The following is a 16,425-nucleotide window of genomic DNA, read 5'->3' as shown; positions in this document are numbered from 1 at the left end:
GCACTGGGGCTCTGGGGCTGCAACAGCGAGCAGCCCTCCCAGGAGCAGAGCGGGTTCCAGGACCCGGTGCAGTTGCAGCACCGGGCGAAGGACGACCGGGCCTCCACGACGGTGAACAACCGCATCCGCGACGCCGCGGACCCGGGCCGGGGCGGCAGGCCCTATGACAGCGATAGCGCCGGCACGGGCGGCTCCGGCCGTCAGTTGGGGAGCGCCACGGAGCTGGGCACGAGCCTCTCGGACAGCTACCGGGGAGCGCCGGGCACGGGCGGCGCGGGACTGGACGCGGGCACGCACAAAATGGCCCCGCACACCGGCATGAGCCACGGGGCGCCGGACGCGGGCGGCGTGGACGCGGGCACCCTGCGCTGACCGGGCACCGGGCGGGGCCTAATCCTGGCCCCGCTTCGCCTGCCTCAGCTTTTCGTGAATGTCCTTCACCCGCTTGAGCAGGGCCGGGTCGTTGGAGCCTTCGTTCGTGTTCACTTCGTACGCCACATCATCGAAGAGCTGACACAGTATCTGGATGGGTTCACAGCCGTGCTCTTTCTTGATCTGGAGATAGAGCTTCCGCGTCTGGCCCCACTCCTTTTCCAGGTCGGTGGCCGCCTTGCCGTCCTTCTCGTTGGGACGTGCGGCGGCAACGCCGCGCTTGTTGGGGACGCGTGAAGGCGGCGGCTTCTTCGCGGCCGGAGCGGGCGTCTCGGTCTTGGAGGGACTGGTCGGGCTCAGCAGGTCGACCTCATCCGGGGGCCCGGGGTCCTCCGGAGTCTCGTTCGTCGGCGCGACCGGGTCCGGCTTCTCGGGAGCCGCGGGCGTCGGAGGTGCCACGGGGGGCGCCACGTCCTCGGCCGGACGCGCGATGGGGCGCGACGGGGGGACCACGGGCGTGGGCAGCGTGGGGTCCTGGACCCGCGTGGGCGGCGGCGGCGTGGACGTCCTGGACTGCTCCAGGCCCGCGGCCACACGCAGCTCCGGGACGAAGTGCAGTCCCAGGCCCACGATGAGCGCCACCACCCCCAGCAGGACGACGAACACCAGCAGGGAGCGCAGGAGGCCGCCGCCGGACCTGGGCGCCGACTCGCGACGCGACGGACGGGCCGGCTCCGCGGGCTCCGGCCGCACGGGCATGGCCTTGCGGCGGGTCTCCTCGCGCGAGTTGCGCGAAGTGGACGACTCGTCCGTATCCACCGCGGGCGTCGAGCGGCTGGCGGCGACGGCGCGCAGGTTCGACGAGGTGTTCGGACGCGAGGGCGAGCCCGGTGACGAACCGCGCGCCTTGCGCGAACCCGTGCGGTTCCTGCCGGGGTTGGAGCCGGTGTCGGAATCCCGGCGGCCGGACGACACGCTGGCCTCCCCCAGGAGGGCTTCGTCCAGCACCACGCGCGCCTGGGGCTCCTCACGGCGCGAGGACCGCGGCAGCGTGATGCGCGGATGCGTGTCCGCGTGGGCATCCCGCGCGGCCTGGGGCTCTTCGGGTTCGGCGGTGATGTAGGGCAGGCCGGCGTCCGCCTCCAGGGCCTGGGCGTCCACCAGGACCTGCTCGGACTCCGGCCGCGTGTCCTGCATCGTGGGCCGGGGAGCTGGACCGGAGCCCAGCGCTTCCATCTCCACCCGGGCGGACGACGTGTACGGCGGCCCTCCGGATTGGATGGAGGGCACCTGGATGGTGGGCGCGGCGTGCGAGGGCATCGGCCGGCTGCCGTTCGAAGGCGTCGTCACCCCCGGACGCGAGGACGACAGGGGCGCGGGCGCCGGCCGGCTGCCGTTCGAAGGCGTCGTCACCCCGGGGCGCGAGGACGACAGGGGCGCGGCGGGCGGAGCAGGCGCAGGCCGGCTGCCGTTCGAAGGCGTCGTCACGCCGGGGCGCGACGACGACAGGGACGGGATGGCCACCGCGGTGGGCCGCATGGCCTCCGGGATGCGCGGCTCGGCGACACGCGGCGGATCAAAGGAGCGCGGCAGCGGTTCGGTGGTGCGCGGTTCGGACCCTGAAGGCCAACCCGCCTCGGCGCGGGGTTCCGGCCAGGGATAGGCGCTGGGGGGAAGGTCCTCGTCGTCGAGCATCGGACCGTCCGGCGGCGGCGGCGGCTCCATGAACGGCAGCGAGCCTCCTGAATCGGAGCCGAACTGCGCGGCGCCGAAGTCCGCCGACGGCAGGGGCGGCGGCGGCGCCACCGGACGCGACGCATCCGCCGGAACGACGGGGACGGGCCCATCCATCGTCGGCCGGCCCGAAGCCGCGGACTCGGACGGACGGAAGGCGGGAACCGCCGCCATGGGGGGCGGCGGCGGCGCGACGGTGCGCGCAGGAGGCGGCGGCGGCCGGGCCTCCACGGGCGGCGCGGCGCGCGGCGGCACCGCGTCCGAGAAGGGCAACGACGCCCCGGAGCCCGCGTCCGCGAACGGGCGCGATGAAGCCCCCGGGGACACGGCCTGGGACGACAGCGACGCGGCGCGGGGCGCGGTGGGCTCCCCGGCGCCCGACTCGGCGGACAGCAGCGCCTCCGCACGGGGCGCGGTGGGCTCACCCGCCGGCATCCCCGCGCTGCCCTGGCCCGCGGACGCATCCTGGGCGGGACGATCCGAAGGAAGGCGGATGGCGGGCAGGCCCTCCAGGATGGTGGGGCGCTCCATCGCTTCCGCGCGCACCTCCACCGTGGGGGACGGCTCCGACGACGCGGGGCTCGGCCGCGCGCGGGCCCGGGCCGCCTCCTCCAGGGCCTCCACCGGGAAGGCGGGACGGGTGGACTCGTCCACCATCACGCCCGGACGCGTCTCTCCGTCGTCGCGCGCCCCGCCACCGTCCTCGCGGCTTCGCGGCGTGGGGTGGAAGGACAGCGGCTCCACCGGCCCGTCCAGGCGGATGGTCTTCGGCGGCAGCGACGGCATCGTCGACCGGGGTGGGGCGCCCAGGGCGTCGTAGGTGCCACTGGCGCGCGTCTCGCGCGGCACTTCCCGCAGGGTGGCCAGCAGGCGCCGTTCGGACTGGTAGTCCGAGGAGAAGAGGTCGCGCATGAAGCGGCTGACGCTCTCCGGGCCCGCGCTGGTGTCGATCTCCATCAGACACGCCTGCAGGCGTCCCCGGAACTCCTCCGCCGTCTGGAAGCGCTGCCCGGGCTCCACCGCCAGCGCCTTGGACACCAACTGCGACACCGACGGCGGCGTCAGCGGCTCCACTTCATTGAGCGCGGGCACCTTCGGGTTGGCCACCGCGGACATCAGTTCGCCGGGCGGCATCGCGTCGAAGGGGTTCTGCCCGGAGATGAGCTCGTAGAGGCACAGGCCCACCGCGTACAGGTCGCTGCGGCGGTCCACCGGCTGGTGCCGGGCCTGCTCGGGCGACATGTAGAGGAACTTGCCCAGGATGATGCTGGGGTTCGTCTTCGCCGCCGACAGCCGGCTCTTCGCGAGCCCGAAGTCGATGACCTTCACCTCCCCTTCGTAGGAGATGAGGATGTTCTGCGGAGAGATGTCCCGGTGGACGAGCTTCAGCTCCTTCTCTTCCTCGTCCCGCTTGCGGTGCGCGTACGCGAGCGCGTCCAGCACGCGGCCCATGACGTAGAGGATGAACGTGAGCGGCAGCGGCGTCTGGCGATCACGCACGCGCGCGGCCACCTTGCGCAGGTCCTTGCCGTCCACGTATTCGAGGGCCATGTAGGCCTCGTCCTCGTGCAGGCCCATGTCCAGCACCTGCGCGATGGAGCCGTGCCCCAGCCGCACCAGCGTGCGCGCCTCACCGACGAAGCGTTCGACGAACTCCTGATCCGCCGCGAGCTGCGGGAGGATCTTCTTGATGACGCACAGCTTCTCGAAGCCCTGCGCCCCTTCCAGGCGGGCAAGGTAGATCTCCCCCATGCCGCCGGTGGCCAGGTGCGACAGGAGCGTGTACCGGCCGAAGGGCTGGGGCCGGAAGGGCCGCAGTCGGGCGGGCTGGGTCGAAGAGCTCATGCGGTGCGGGGGTCCACCACGGGAAGCGCATTGAACCCCGAGCAGGGCCCCGTCTTCAACCCGTCAACCTGCCGCGAGGGCTGCCTCACCGGATACCGGGGTTGGTCAGCATGCCCATGTCCTCTTCAATCACCTCGAAAACCGCCACCTTGTCCTTGGGGGGCCGCACCACCCGTTCCCCCAGGGGCATCACGTCGAAGCGGGCGCCGGTCGCCGCCAGCAGCTTGCCCGTCATCAGCACCTGACCGGGGGCGGCCGTGGACGCCAGCCAGCCAGCCACGCCCATGCCCTCTCCCACGGCGGTGTATTCCGTGCGGGCATCCGTGCCGATCATCCCGACCAGCGCCTTGGTGGAGTGCAGCGCGATGCGCAGGTCGCACCGCTCGTCCTGGGGACGGCGGGCCATGCCCCGCTCCCAGTCCGCGCGCAGCGCCAGGGCGGCTCTCACCGCGCGCACCGCGTCGTCGCCCTTGGCGTAGGGCACGCCGAAGAGGGCGCGCATGGATTCGCCCATGAAGCCCTCCACGGTCGCCTCGAAGCTGAAGACGATGCCGCTCATGCGCGCGTGGAAGTCGTTGAGCAGTTGCGTGGCCCGCGCCGCGCCCAGCCGGCTGACGACGGCGCCGAAGTCCGCCAGCTCCGCGTGCAGCACGGTGAGGTTCTTCTCCTCCAGGCCGGGCAGCTTGCCGCCCACGCGCTGGGCCTCGGCGGCGCGGCGCTCGGCCACCTCCGGCGAGTGGAAGCGCTCCAGGTTGCGGCGCAGCCGGTCCGTGCCGGAGCCGTCGCGCACGGCGAAGCGCTGCACGCCGCTCTCCACCAGGTGGGCCACCGCGGTGCAGGTGTCCAGCATCAGCTCCAGGCTGGTTTCGCCCGCGCCGGGGATGTTGACGTAGAGCACGCCCGCGAACGGCGGCTCGGTGCCAATGGGGATGCACAGCACGCGGTCCACGCCGTACATGATGACGCTCTCGCGTCCGGCGAAGCGGCGGTCGTCGCGCACGTCGCCCACCGCGAGCGCGCGGCCCTGGCGGATGGCCTCTTCCACGATGGCGTCCGACACGGGCACTTCACCCTTGGCGAGCCGCCCCCGGTGGCGCACGGCGGCGGGCACCAGCGGCCCCGCGGCGTGCTTGAGCAGCACCACGGCTGTCGTCGCGTCCGTGCGCTCCAGGAGCCGGTCCATCGCGGACTCCAGGAACGACGTCAGCGTGCGCGCGGTGGCCAGCGCCTCCGCGGTGTGCACCAGCAGCACCAGCGTCTCATAGGAGACGCGCGGGCTGGCGACGGGCGTGGAGGGCCCCACGGGCGAGGCACCGGAGAACGCGTCGTCGAACGGCAGCGGGCCCACGTTGTCCAGCAGGCGCAGCACGTCCGCGTCCTTCACGTTCTTGGCCATCAACACGGACGGACCCACGTCCGTGCCGTGTCCGAAGCGCACGACGCCGCCCGCGCCCAGGTCCATCATCTCCGTGGCGGCGTTCTCCACGGTGTGCGGCTGGCGCACCGCCAGGGTGTTCTCCCCCAGCACCACCGTGTCGCCCGCGCTCAGGGGCTTGCTGCCCTGGAGCGGCGCACCGTTCACCCGGCTGCCGTTGCGGCTGCCCAGGTCCTCGATGCGCAGCGCGTCGCCTTCGACATAGATGCGCGCGTGCCGCCGCGACACCAGGTCACCGCCCAGCACGATATCGTTCTCGTCCGCTCGACCGAGGCTGGTGACGCCCTCAGGCAAATCGTACGACGTGTCGAAGTAGCCGGGCCCGTTGATGATGATCTGCCACATCGGGCGCACGACATTACACGACCTCCCAATCTTCCGAGAGTCCGAGACGATTTCCTGTGACAGACCGGGCGGCCGGGCGCCTCCCGCGTCGCGTCATCCCCTCCCGAGCCCCCGAGTCGGCAGGACCCGGGGTCCGACTTCACCTGGGGAGTCGCCTCACCGGGGCCGGAGGAGGAAGAGCGAATCACCCACGCGCAGGGTGCGGTACGCGGCGAGCGGCCGGGAGGCAGGGCCCCGGAGGACCTGACCGTCCAGGCCGAAGCGGGAGCCATGGCAGGGGCACTCCACCACGCCCAGGGCGCCGTCCCAGGCCACCTCGCAGTCGCCGTGGGTGCAGGTGCGCCAGACCGCCCGGTAGCAGCCGTCCGCCGCGTGCACCACCACCACGTCCAGGAGCGCGGCGGGGACGCGGACGCGGTCATGACCGCCCGGCTCGCGCAGGGCCGGGTGTTCGGAGAGGGGTACCTCCACCCAGCCCTCTCCGGGTGTGCCGGGAGGCCCGGCGTCCTCGCAGACCGCCGGAGACGGGCCCGCGTCGGGGACCGGATCCGGGCCGGGCAACACCACCGCGTCGCGCCAGTCCCCGCCGCAGCCCAGCGCGGCCAGGGCACAGGTGCCGCGCAACAGCGTGCACAGGGCTTCACGGCGGTCCACCCCACCCGGCTCCAGGGACTCCGGAGCCCGGTGGGACGGATCCGCGCTCACGGAGCGCCGCCGTCGACACGCTGCCCGTTCACCACGGCGAGCGCATCCAGGTCGAAGCCCCCGGAGGTGCCGCCGTAGCTGTTGAGCCCGGTGTCGGTGAGGCGCACGAAGCGCGCGCGGGCGAGGCCCACGTTCGCCAGGTCGAAGCCATCCCCGCCCGCCACGGCCGGGTCGAGCGGGGAGATGCCGTTGTCCGGAGCGGAGAGCACCGGGTGCGTGCCGGCGCAGCCCGGGTAGCCCCCGTCCTTGTCGGAAGGATCGCAGGGGAAGTCGTGCCAGGCGGTGCCGTCGTCGCTGACGGACACGCGGGCCGTCTCCGCGAAGATGTCGCCGCCGTATTTCTGGAACGGATTCTCGAAGACGAGCAGGTCCACGCCCGGACCATCCACCGCGAGCAGGTCGGTGAACTCCAGGGTGATGGATCCACCCCGCCCCAGCGACAGCACGTCGAGCGAACCCGCGTGCTGCCCCGCGCCCACCGGAGGCCCGAACACGACGTCCGGGAAGCGGTCCTGCCCGAAGCCAGCCTGGTCGCCGGGCTCGTAGACCGTCACCCGGTCCGCGAATGGATCCACGGGACGTACGCCCGCGTCGACGCCGGCATCCTCCGTGCCGGCATCGACCTGCGTGCCGGCATCGGAATCTCCAGCGTCGGTGCCAGCATCGGTGCCGCCACCATCGTACTGGGGCAGCGGAAGAGGTTCATCGCCCGCGCACGCGCACAGGGCGAGCAGCGCGCTGAGCGCGAGCAGCGGGCGCATGCTCACTGTCCCTGCCGGATCCGCACGAGGCGGCGGCCGTTGGCGTCCGTCACGCCGACGAGCAGGTCGGGGCCCAGCGACGACAGCAGGTCCACGGAGGTGCACGCGTCCGCGGCGGTGAGGACCGACTCGCGGGCGCCCACGCTCAGGGGCTGTCCACCGACCAGGGGCGGCGTGAGCTGGAAGCGCGACACGTCGGAGACGACGAAGGTGAAGTTCGCGTCATAGGCGCCGCGCGCCACCGCCACACCCGCGCCGAAGCCCGTGGCGCTGTTGAAGTTGCTGCCCACGTCGACCTTCGGCTCGCCCGTGAGCACCAGCGGCGTGCGCGTGGACACCGCCGTCGTCAACTTCGCGGCCGCCACGGCGTGGGCCACGTTCACGTAGGTCTCCGGCTCCGAATAGCCGAACACCGCGATGCCGTTGTCCGCGATGGCGGAGAAGCCGCTGGCACCCACCTGCGCCGGGAAGCTCACGGCCTTCACGGCGGAGAAGGGCTTCGCGGACGTCACCAGCGCGTAGACCCCCAGGCCTTCGGACACCGTGTCCAGGCCGCCACCGTTGATGAAGAACGTGTCGGTCGTGGCCGCGGCGGAGTAGTTGGACGGCGCGGTGACGTACGTCACCGCGTCGCGCGCGGTCGGGTCGAGCACCGCGACGTTGCCCGTGCCATCAGGCTTCGTGTAGCCCCCGAGCAGCCGCGTGCCGTCATACGCCAGGAAGTACGACGCGTAGGTGGTGGTGCCGACGGCGCGGTCCGCGGGCGCGAGCACCGTATCGAGCGCCGCCTCGCCCAGCTTCACGTCCGGCCAGGTGCCCAGCGCGAAGAAGTCGCGGGCCGTGGTCGTCGTGCGCAGCGCGAAGAGCGAATAGGTGGGGCCCGGCGTGGACACCACCGCGACCACCTCCGTGGACAGGGGCGCGGCCTCCGCGACAGTGAAGCCCGGCTGGAGCTTGAGCGTGCCCAGCTTCTCATCGCGAGGCACCGTGTCGCACAGCCCACCGGTGCCACCGTCCGTGCCCGCGTCGGTGCCGCCGTCGGTCTGCGTGCCGGCGTCGGTGCCCGTGCCGGCATCCGTCCCGGTGCCCGCGTCGGTGCCTGTGCCGGCATCCGTGCCCGCGTCTTCACCGATGGGGGAGATGTTGACCTGCGAGCACTTCTCCTCCACGCAGGCCCAGATCTGGCCTTCGGGGGGCGGGCCCTTGTCGTTGCAGTCGAAGGCATCCACGCACTCCGAACCGCAGCCCGTGCCCCCCAGCGCCACCACCAGCAGCGCGCCCATCAGCGCCGCGCGCTGGCCCTTCGTTCCCATCCGCTTCGTGTCGGTCCGCATCGCGTCCTCGTTCCCTGACTTCCGCCCGGAGGCGGAAGAAATCCTGACGGGAGGCGGCACGGGCGCGAGGCATCCGACCCTCCAGCGCACGCGCCGAGAGGACCTGCCTACGCCGTCAGCTCCCCGCGGAGGTTCCGGTCTGTCTTCCGTGCCCTCCTTTGGAGAGGGACACCGGGTCTTCGCCAGGTCTTCGGACTCGCGGGAACGGGGCTTGGGATGCTTCCGAGCGCCATTCCTGCTCACCGCTGCGGGGCAGTCCCGGAGTCACACCGGGTTCCCTGGAAGCCCTCACACCCCATGGTGGGAAGGCATCGATGACGGGGCGGGACTATGGCGACCCACGGGCAATGTCAATGCGGCGCGGGCTCGGGCTGCTTGCCACGCATCAACACGTAGCGCCGCGTGCTGCCGTCCACGACGACAGTGGACACCACCTGCCAGCCTTCCTCGCCCAGGCGCTGGAGTTCGACGAGGTCCTCCTCCGGGCCCTGTCGGGTGACGAAGGTGTACTCGTACGCCAGAGGCGGAGCAGGCGCGGCGGGCGGCACGGGCGTGGCGGGCGCGGTGGCCTTCGGTGGTGGCGTGCGTGCTCGCGTCGTCTGGGCCTCCGCGACGGTGGGGAGGAGACAGACAGCGGACACACCGACAAGGACGCCCACCGACACGAGGAGCGAAGCAGGACGACGGTTCATGGAAGCGGACTCCGGGGGAGGACGCCCAGGCATGTAATCCCGGGTCCTCCTCGCCGGTAGCCTCAGCGAAGTGCGGCAGCGCCTCCGAGGCCGCGAGGCTCCCCGGACCGTCCGCTGGAGGACGGCCCGGGGCCCGCGCGAACCGTGCGCTACGGCAGTTGCACGCCGTTCACCACCGCGACGGCATCCAGGTCGAAGCCACCGCTGGTGCCCGCATAGCCGTTGGCGCCGGAGTCCCGGATGCGCACGAAGCGCGCGCGGGTGAGGCCCACGGCGGCCAGGTCGAAGCCGTCCCCGCCCGCCACGGCCGGGTCGGTGGGGGAGATGCCGTTGCCGGGGCTGGAGTACACGGGCGTGACGCCCGCGCAGCCGGGGAAGTTGCCCGCCGCGTTTGCGGACGCGCATGGGAACTCGGACCAGGTGACGCCGTCGTCGCTGACGGCCACCACGCCCGTCTCCGCGAACGGCCGGCCACTGGGCCGCAGGAACGCGTTCTCGAAGACGAGCAGGTCCACGCCCGGCCCGTCCGTCACCGCGATGTCGGTGAACTCCAGGACGATGACGCCGCTGTTCCCCAGCGACAGCACGTCCAGCGAACCCGACCCCGCGCCCGCCCCCTGCGGAGCGCCGAGCACGATGTTCGGCAACTGGCCCTGTCCGAACCCTGCTGCGGCGCCGGGCGCGAAGGAGACGATGCGGTCGGCGAATGGATCCCCCACCAGCGCCTGCTCCTGGTCGAGTTCGTACGTGTCCTCTCCACCGCACGCCACGGACAGGAGCGCGGCGAAGCCCAGGGTGAACGACTTCGAAAGCAGGGAGCGTGTCATCACTGCACCTGCCCGATGCGGACCAGACGCGGCCCGTTCTTGTCGTCCAGGCTGACGAGCAGGTCCGTGCCGATGGCGGTCATCCCCGTCACGCGCGTGCACTGGTTCACGTAGGTGAGGACCGGCTGACGCGAGCCGACGGTGACGGCGCCCCCCTCGTTCGTCACCGTGAAGGCGAAGCGGGACACGTCGGTGCCAGCGAAGTTGTAGTTGGGCGGAACGTAGTCGCCGCGAAGCACCGCCACGCCCTCGCCCTGGCCCGCGGCGGCGACGAAGTTGGAGCCCACGTCGAGCACGGGTTCATCCGCCACGACGAACGGCGTGCCCGAACGGATGGCCGCTTCGATCTTCGCCGGAGCCACCGCGTGGCCCACGTTGGTGAAGGTGTCGTCGGAGAAGTAGCCGAGCATCGCGACGCCGTTGGTGGCCACGGCGGTGAAGCCACTGCCGCCCGTCACGGAAGGCAGCGTGCCGACCTTCAGCGACGTGAACGGGGTGGTGTCCGTCCGCAGCGCGTAGATGGCCAGTCCCGCCGACACCGTGTCGAGCCCGCCGCCATTGATGAGGAACGCGCCCGGAACGACGCCCGCGGTGAAGTTGCTCGGCGCGGGGACGTAGGAGGAGGAAGCCGGCGTGACGGTGTCGTAGACCGCCAGCGTCCCCGGGAAGCCCGTCCCGGACTTCGTGTAGCCGGTGAGCACGCGCTGACCATCCGACTCCACGAAGCCGTTGAGGAAGAGCACGGCGGAGGGAGCGCGGTCGCCCGGAGCAGCCACGTCGTAGAGCGGCGCCGCCCCCAGCGACACCTGGGGCCACGTGCCCAGCGAGTACAGCGCGTGCGGTCCGGAGGAGCCACCCGACACGACCGTGAAGAGCGAATACGTGGGCCCCGGGGTGACTCCCACCGGCCCCGCGGTGGCCGGCAGCGCGGCCGACTCACCGGCCACGAAGTCCGCCGCGAGTTGGAGCGTGCCCAGCTTCGGATCATACGTGGCGCTCAAGCACGGATCGGAGGGGCCCGCGTCGGTGCCCGCATCCGTCTCCGTGCCCGCGTCGGTGCCCGCATCCGTCTCCGTGCCCGCGTCGGTGCTGGTGCCCGCGTCCGTCTCCGTGCCCGCGTCGGTTCCCGCATCCACCGCCGTGCCCGCGTCGGTTCCCGCATCCACCGTCGTTCCGGCATCGGTGCCGGTGCCCGCATCGGTGCTGGTGCCCGCGTCCGTCTCCGTGCCCGCGTCAGGCACCGTGATGGGCGTCAGTTCACAGCGCTCTTCGACGCACGCGTAGCGCTGGCCCTCGGGAGGCGCGCCCTCGTCGCGGCAGTCGAAGTCATCGACGCACTCGTCCGCGCACCCCGTACCGGTCAACGCCAATGCGAAGGTCGTCAGCACCAGCGCGAGTCCCCGTCCCGAAATCATCCGCTCTGTCTTCATCCGCGACTGCTCCCTTGCATCGCCCCCACGGGCGAGGTGATTTCCAAGGGAGGGCGAACGGAGGGCGGACCGCGAACGGGAGGACACGTCAGCCACGACACGCCGCGCGAGCGGAAGACCCCCGTCACCTCCCCTCGGAGGCTCCGGTGTGGCCATGCCCGGAGGCATGGGTCGTGGCAGGTCTTCGGACTCGCAGGCGCGGGAGGGTCCTCATCGGATCCGCCCATCTACTGACCGTCGCTTCCCAACCCCCTTGAGGGGGCCAGTGCTTGCGGTGACGGTGTTCGTTCCTGCTTACCGCTGCGGGGCAGTCCCGGATTCACACCGGGTTCCCTTTAAACTCCGCCTCTGCGTGAGGCGGAGTACCGACGACGCGCGGTGACGTATGGCGGAAGGACAGGCTTGTCAATACAAGCGCGGGCAACGCCTCACGGCACCGCGACGATGTCGATGGCATTGGACACCACGCGGCGGGGATCCACCGGACACGCATCCAGCGCCGCGCCCTTCGCGTCCGGCGTGGAGTTGCCGCGCCGCTCCACGAACGTCCCGTCGCGCACCTCCACTACGAACACGCGGCCCGCGTTCACGTCCGTGACGTACACGGCATTGCCCACCACCGTGAGCCGTCCACCCACCGCGAGGTTGCAGCCCTGCTCCGGGCCTCCGGTGCACCCCGGAGACAGCGCGTACGACGCCACCGGCCGGTCGTCCTTCACCAGCACCAGCCCCGTGGCGCGCACGGCCTTCGCGCGGTAGCCGTTCGAGGTGTCGAACTGCGCCTCGCCCAGGCAGCTCACCACCAGGGAGTCCCCCACCGCCTGCACGTCGCCCGCGTTGAGACAGTCCTGGGCGCCCAGGTCGATGGCGTGCACGCCGCCATCCGCCGGGTCGATGCGCGCGAGCATGCCGGGGCCGTTGGGCAGGTAGTCGTTCCCGGGGTTCAGGTTGGTGAGCGCGACATAGACGCCCGCGTCCGTGGACACCGCCGCGTACGGAAGCGCCATCGTCGTCCCGCCGTCGAAGGACTTGAGGTCCAGGCCGGTGAGCGGAATGGAATCCACGAGCCGGGGGCGCTCCGGGTCGCTCACGTTGACGCGCGCCACGGCGTTGCCCTGCTGGAAGTCGGAGCCGGCGTTGCCGAACAGCGGGATGTAGAACGTGTCGCCGCGCTTCGCGATGACCTGCGGGCTGGTGTTCGCGCCCAGGTTCACCTGCCCCACCGTGCGCAAGCCCAGTCCACCGCCCTGCGCGGGCCCCTCCCGCTTGAGCACCTGGAGCGTGTTGTTCACGGAGTCGAGGACATACACATACGGAGGGTCCACGAGGATGTCATTGGGCGACGAAGCCACCGCGCCCAGCGAGTCCTCCTCCACCACGGTCCCCAGCGCGCCCGCCAGCGCCTGCGACAACACCGAGCGCGCCGCGTCCGCCGCCAGCACCACGCCGTCCCACACCGCCAGCGACTGCACGGCCGAACCGAACTGCCGCCGGGGCCCCATCCGGTCCGTGCCCGCCTGGATGCCGACGAGCTGCCCATTGGTGTAGCAGGCCGCCACCACGTCATACATGCACCGGCCCTCGTGGCAGGACTGCACGTCCGGACACGCCACGCCGCACGCGCCGCAGTTCAGCGGGTCGCTCGCGAGGACGGAGCAACCGCCATTGCACCGTTCAGCGCCCGGGGAGCAGGCCTCCGCGCAGGTGCCGGCGTTGCACACCTGATCCGCGGGGCACGCGTTGCCGCAGGCGCCGCAGTTGCGCGCATCGGTCGCGAGGTTGATGCACGCCTCGCCACAGGCCGGCGTGCCGGTGAGGCATTCACACGCGCCCGACTGACACGTCTCCCCTTCCCCGCACCGGACGCCACAGCCGCCGCAGTTGAAGGGATCGCCTTGCAGGTCCGCGCAATCGGAGCCGCAGACATCCAGTCCGGACGTGCAGAGGATCTTCTCCTCCGGACAGCCGGTGAGGACCGAAGCGACCAGGGCGGACACCAGCAGCGTGAGCCACCGCGAGCGCGCATCAGGGAGGGGACGCGACATGGGAGTCCTCGGAGGAAGCGGTGCGCAGCGGTTCGAGCGCCACGGAGAAGGTCACGTAGGCGGCGCGGCCCGGCAGCGGCATGCCCGTGTAGTCGGCGGTCCGTGCGTCCAGCAGGTTCTTGAGGTCGAACGACACGGTGAGGTCCGGCCGTCGCAGGAACGTGCTGGACGCGCCCACGCTCACCCACGTGCGCGACGGCAGCGACAGGCGCGTCTCACCCACTCGGTTGATGAGCTGCGCGGATTGGACGAGGACCTCGGTGCGCGCGTTGAGCCAGTCCGGCCCCGCGCGCACGCGCCCCACCCACTTGTGGCGCGGACGGTAGGGCAGCTCCTTGCCGAAGTAGCGCGGGTCGCCGTAGCGGTTCTGCGTGCGGGTCCACGCGTAGCTGGTGGTGGCGGTGAGCCACGGGCGCGGACGGGCTTCCACCTCCACCTCCGCGCCCCACACGCGCGCGGCGGCGAAGTTGTAGGGCTTCGCGAGCATCGGCGGATACATCTCGTAGGCGATGAGGTTCTCGTACACCGCCGCGAAGCCGCCCGCGGTGACGCTCCACGCGTCGTCTTGCCACAGGCCCGCGGCATCGACGGACAGGGCGCGCTCGGGCTTGAGGTCCGGGTTGGGCAGCAGCAGCCCCTGACGGATGTACAGCTCCAGGAACGACGGCGCGCGGTGGGACTGGCCCGCGTTGGCGCGCACGCCGAAGCCCCGGCCCAGGTCCACGCTCGCGCCCAGCTTGGGCGACAGCAGCGAGTACTGGCCCACGCGCTCCACGCGCAGCGACGGCACCACCTTCACGCGTTCGGAGAACAGGGACAGCTCATCCATGGCCATGACGCTCGCGCGCCACCACGACGCGGCCTGCGCGCCCGTCGCCTGCGTGACGGCCTCCGATGAAGCGGCGAGCGTGATGGCGAGCGCGTTGCGGCGGCCCACCACCGCGCGGCCCTCCAACTCCACGCCCCCCACGGTGTAGCGCTGGGCGCCGGCATCGACGCCCGTCGAACCGCCGAGGACCTCCATCCAGTCGCGCCGGAAGAAGCCGCGAGCACTGGCCTCGCCCGTGTCTCCGAAGGGTCGGCCCCAGCGACCGCCCAGCGACACCCGGGTCTGGTCCTGACGGCGGGACAACTGCGGGTTCTGCACCGTACCCGCGAGCGCCCGGTCCTCCAGCGACAGCTCCGCGAGAAGATCCACGCGACCGCCGCTGTCCAGACCGCGCTGGTACTTCACGAGCGCACCGCCACCGCGAGCATCGTTGCGGGTGCGCACCTCCTCCGTGAGGGGGTTGTCATCCAGCGCAGGCAGCTCATCGATGCGGAAGCTGAAGTCGCCTTGCGAGCGCCCCCCGTGCAGCAGCACCAACGCCTGTCCGCCGAGCAGCGCGCCCGACGCGGCGACGTTTCCCATCACCGTGTCGAAGCTGCCGTAGGTGACCTCGCCACTGGAGAGCAGGCGCGAGGACGGAGCACGGGTGACGATGTTGACCGCGCCGCCCAGGCCACCCGCGCCGTAGCGGGCCCCCGCCGCGCCGCGAAGGATCTCCAGCCGCTCCACCAACGCGACGGGAACGAGCGACAGGTCCGCGATGCCGCCCGCGCCGTTGAGCGGAATCCCATCCAGGAACACGAGCACGCCGTTGGCGGAAGCACCGCGCACCACCAGGCTCTTGCTCTGCCCATACCCGCCGGAGTCCTGCACGACGAGGCTCGCGGATCCGCCCAGCAGCTCCGCGGTGTCACGCGCTTCGCCCGCGCGTTCGCGCGCATCGATGACGGTGATGGCCCCGGTGGGGTCCCGCCGCTGCGCGGAATCCGGAGGCGCATCGGGAATCACCTTCCCGATGACCTCCACGGTGGGGAGGATGAACTCAGGAAGCGCCGGGTCCTCGGGGGCGGGCTCGGACGCAGGAGGTTCCTGCCCGGCGTGGGCGAGTCCCTGGAAGCTGAGCACCAGACCCAATGAGGCCCGGACGAGAAGCGAGCGCGGCATGCTCCGCCTTCCGCTCCCTCCATCGAAGAGAGAAGGCCTCGCGGAGTGTCCGGTGAGGACACGGCCGCACCCCTGGGCAGGTCTCCTGGCTGACGGACTCCAGACCTGGGCGCACGTTGCGCCCTTCTGGAAGGAACCCTCCACCTTCCCTTCGCGTCCGGTGACGCGAAAGTGGTGACACCCGAGGCTTCCGGCCCTGGACCTCAGGGCGACCCGTACACAGTGGCGGGACCGCGCCGGACTCGCACCGGCTTCCCTCTTGAAAGCCCGACATGGGCACCCAAGGGCCCGGCCGTTCTAGGAGGTCACCCTTGACGCGTCAAGGCGCGCCCCGGGCGCCCGACCGCCGCGCCGCTCGTATCCAGAATTGAATATTTCAATACACCGCGCGTCCGGAGGCCGTTCCCAACACCCCCGAGACCCACGCATGCGCCCAATGCATCGCGGGACGCGCGCCAGCATCGCCCTGGCCGCGGCCCTGTTTCCGTTCTGCGTCATCGCTGCCCCCGTCAGTGTCCAGGTGTCCCGCTGCGAGAGCAGCGTGACCGACGCCCCCGAGTTGACCATCGAGCGGCTCCAGGCGCGCACCACCTTCGGGCTCGGCAAGGCCGCCCCGCTCGCCGCGGAGAAGGCCACGGTGGCGACCACGGAGGACAGCGCGGACGTCCTCGTCGTCGGAAAGCTGTCGCACAAGGGGCCGAAGTTCCGGCTCGTCTACGTGCTCCAGTCGCGGCAGGACCCCACGCTCCGCACCCAGCTCGCCTACGACTTCGCCAATCCCAGGCTGAGTGACAAGGGCGCGACGTCCATGGGCCAGGACATCTTCAAGGCGGCGAGCGCCCTCGAGGAGAAGCGTCTGGCCCAGGCCGCCGCGGCACCGGCCGTCTCCCCGGCCCCTGTCTCTTAT

Annotated in this window: 12 protein-coding genes and 3 riboswitches; of the genes, 2 read left to right on the top strand and 10 right to left on the bottom strand. The window is 71.8% G+C overall.

From position 1 onward, the window contains the following. On the top strand, window positions 1-372 hold a 372-nt coding region (locus D7V88_RS43145; RefSeq protein WP_158625161.1), incomplete at its 5' end, for a hypothetical protein. Window positions 373-390: 18 nt separating this feature from the next. Here D7V88_RS43145 and D7V88_RS27555 read toward each other — a convergent pair. From D7V88_RS27555 to D7V88_RS27510, 10 genes are all read right to left on the bottom strand, one after another. Then, window positions 391-3,951 carry a serine/threonine protein kinase gene (locus D7V88_RS27555; protein ID WP_120543607.1) on the bottom strand — a complete coding sequence of 1,187 codons (3,561 nt, stop codon included), beginning with the start codon at window positions 3,949-3,951 and terminating at the stop codon, window positions 391-393. An 85-nt stretch (window positions 3,952-4,036) separates the two neighbouring features. Next, complete coding sequence (locus D7V88_RS27550; protein WP_120543606.1) at window positions 4,037-5,731, bottom strand: adenylate/guanylate cyclase domain-containing protein; 1,695 nt, start codon at window positions 5,729-5,731, stop codon at window positions 4,037-4,039. Between the two features lie 156 nt (window positions 5,732-5,887). Continuing rightward, on the bottom strand, window positions 5,888-6,436 hold the full coding sequence (locus D7V88_RS27545) for a QcrA and Rieske domain-containing protein (protein WP_244238426.1): 549 nt from the start codon (window positions 6,434-6,436) through the stop codon (window positions 5,888-5,890). Further along, the gene (locus tag D7V88_RS27540; protein ID WP_120543605.1) at window positions 6,433-7,197 is read right to left on the bottom strand and encodes a cell surface protein; all 765 of its coding nucleotides are present in this window, start codon (window positions 7,195-7,197) and stop codon (window positions 6,433-6,435) included. Before D7V88_RS27540 ends, D7V88_RS27545 begins: the two co-directional genes overlap by 4 nt. Window positions 7,198-7,199: 2 nt before the next feature. Further along, on the bottom strand, window positions 7,200-8,531 hold the full coding sequence (locus tag D7V88_RS27535) for a hypothetical protein (protein WP_120543604.1): 1,332 nt from the start codon (window positions 8,529-8,531) through the stop codon (window positions 7,200-7,202). A 164-nt stretch (window positions 8,532-8,695) separates the two neighbouring features. After that, window positions 8,696-8,862, bottom strand: a riboswitch (cobalamin riboswitch). A 19-nt stretch (window positions 8,863-8,881) separates the two neighbouring features. Beyond that, entirely contained in the window at window positions 8,882-9,223 is a 342-nt protein-coding gene (locus D7V88_RS27530; protein ID WP_120543603.1) for a hypothetical protein, read from the bottom strand. Between the two features lie 149 nt (window positions 9,224-9,372). Next, a complete protein-coding gene (locus D7V88_RS27525) occupies window positions 9,373-10,050 on the bottom strand; it encodes a cell surface protein (RefSeq protein WP_120543602.1) in 678 nt (225 codons plus the stop codon). Further along, window positions 10,050-11,480, bottom strand: coding sequence for a hypothetical protein (locus tag D7V88_RS27520; protein WP_120543601.1), 1,431 nt, complete (start codon window positions 11,478-11,480; stop codon window positions 10,050-10,052). Before D7V88_RS27520 ends, D7V88_RS27525 begins: the two co-directional genes overlap by 1 nt. Window positions 11,481-11,638: 158 nt before the next feature. After that, a riboswitch (cobalamin riboswitch) is annotated at window positions 11,639-11,866 on the bottom strand. Between the two features lie 42 nt (window positions 11,867-11,908). Further along, window positions 11,909-13,525, bottom strand: coding sequence for an MXAN_6577-like cysteine-rich protein (locus D7V88_RS27515; protein ID WP_120543600.1), 1,617 nt, complete (start codon window positions 13,523-13,525; stop codon window positions 11,909-11,911). After that, window positions 13,506-15,518, bottom strand: a complete 2,013-nt coding sequence (locus D7V88_RS27510; RefSeq protein ID WP_120543599.1) for a TonB-dependent receptor plug domain-containing protein — start codon at window positions 15,516-15,518, stop codon at window positions 13,506-13,508. Before D7V88_RS27510 ends, D7V88_RS27515 begins: the two co-directional genes overlap by 20 nt. Window positions 15,519-15,576: 58 nt before the next feature. Next, a riboswitch (cobalamin riboswitch) is annotated at window positions 15,577-15,817 on the bottom strand. A gap of 128 nt (window positions 15,818-15,945) precedes the next feature. Between D7V88_RS27510 and D7V88_RS27505 the strand changes: the two genes are divergently transcribed. Continuing rightward, on the top strand, window positions 15,946-16,425 hold a 480-nt coding region (locus D7V88_RS27505), incomplete at its 3' end, for a hypothetical protein (protein WP_147448891.1).

Origin of the sequence: Corallococcus terminator (genome assembly GCF_003611635.1) — a bacterium.
GTDB lineage: Bacteria > Myxococcota > Myxococcia > Myxococcales > Myxococcaceae > Corallococcus > Corallococcus terminator.
This window is presented reverse-complemented; position numbering and strand designations above follow the sequence as displayed.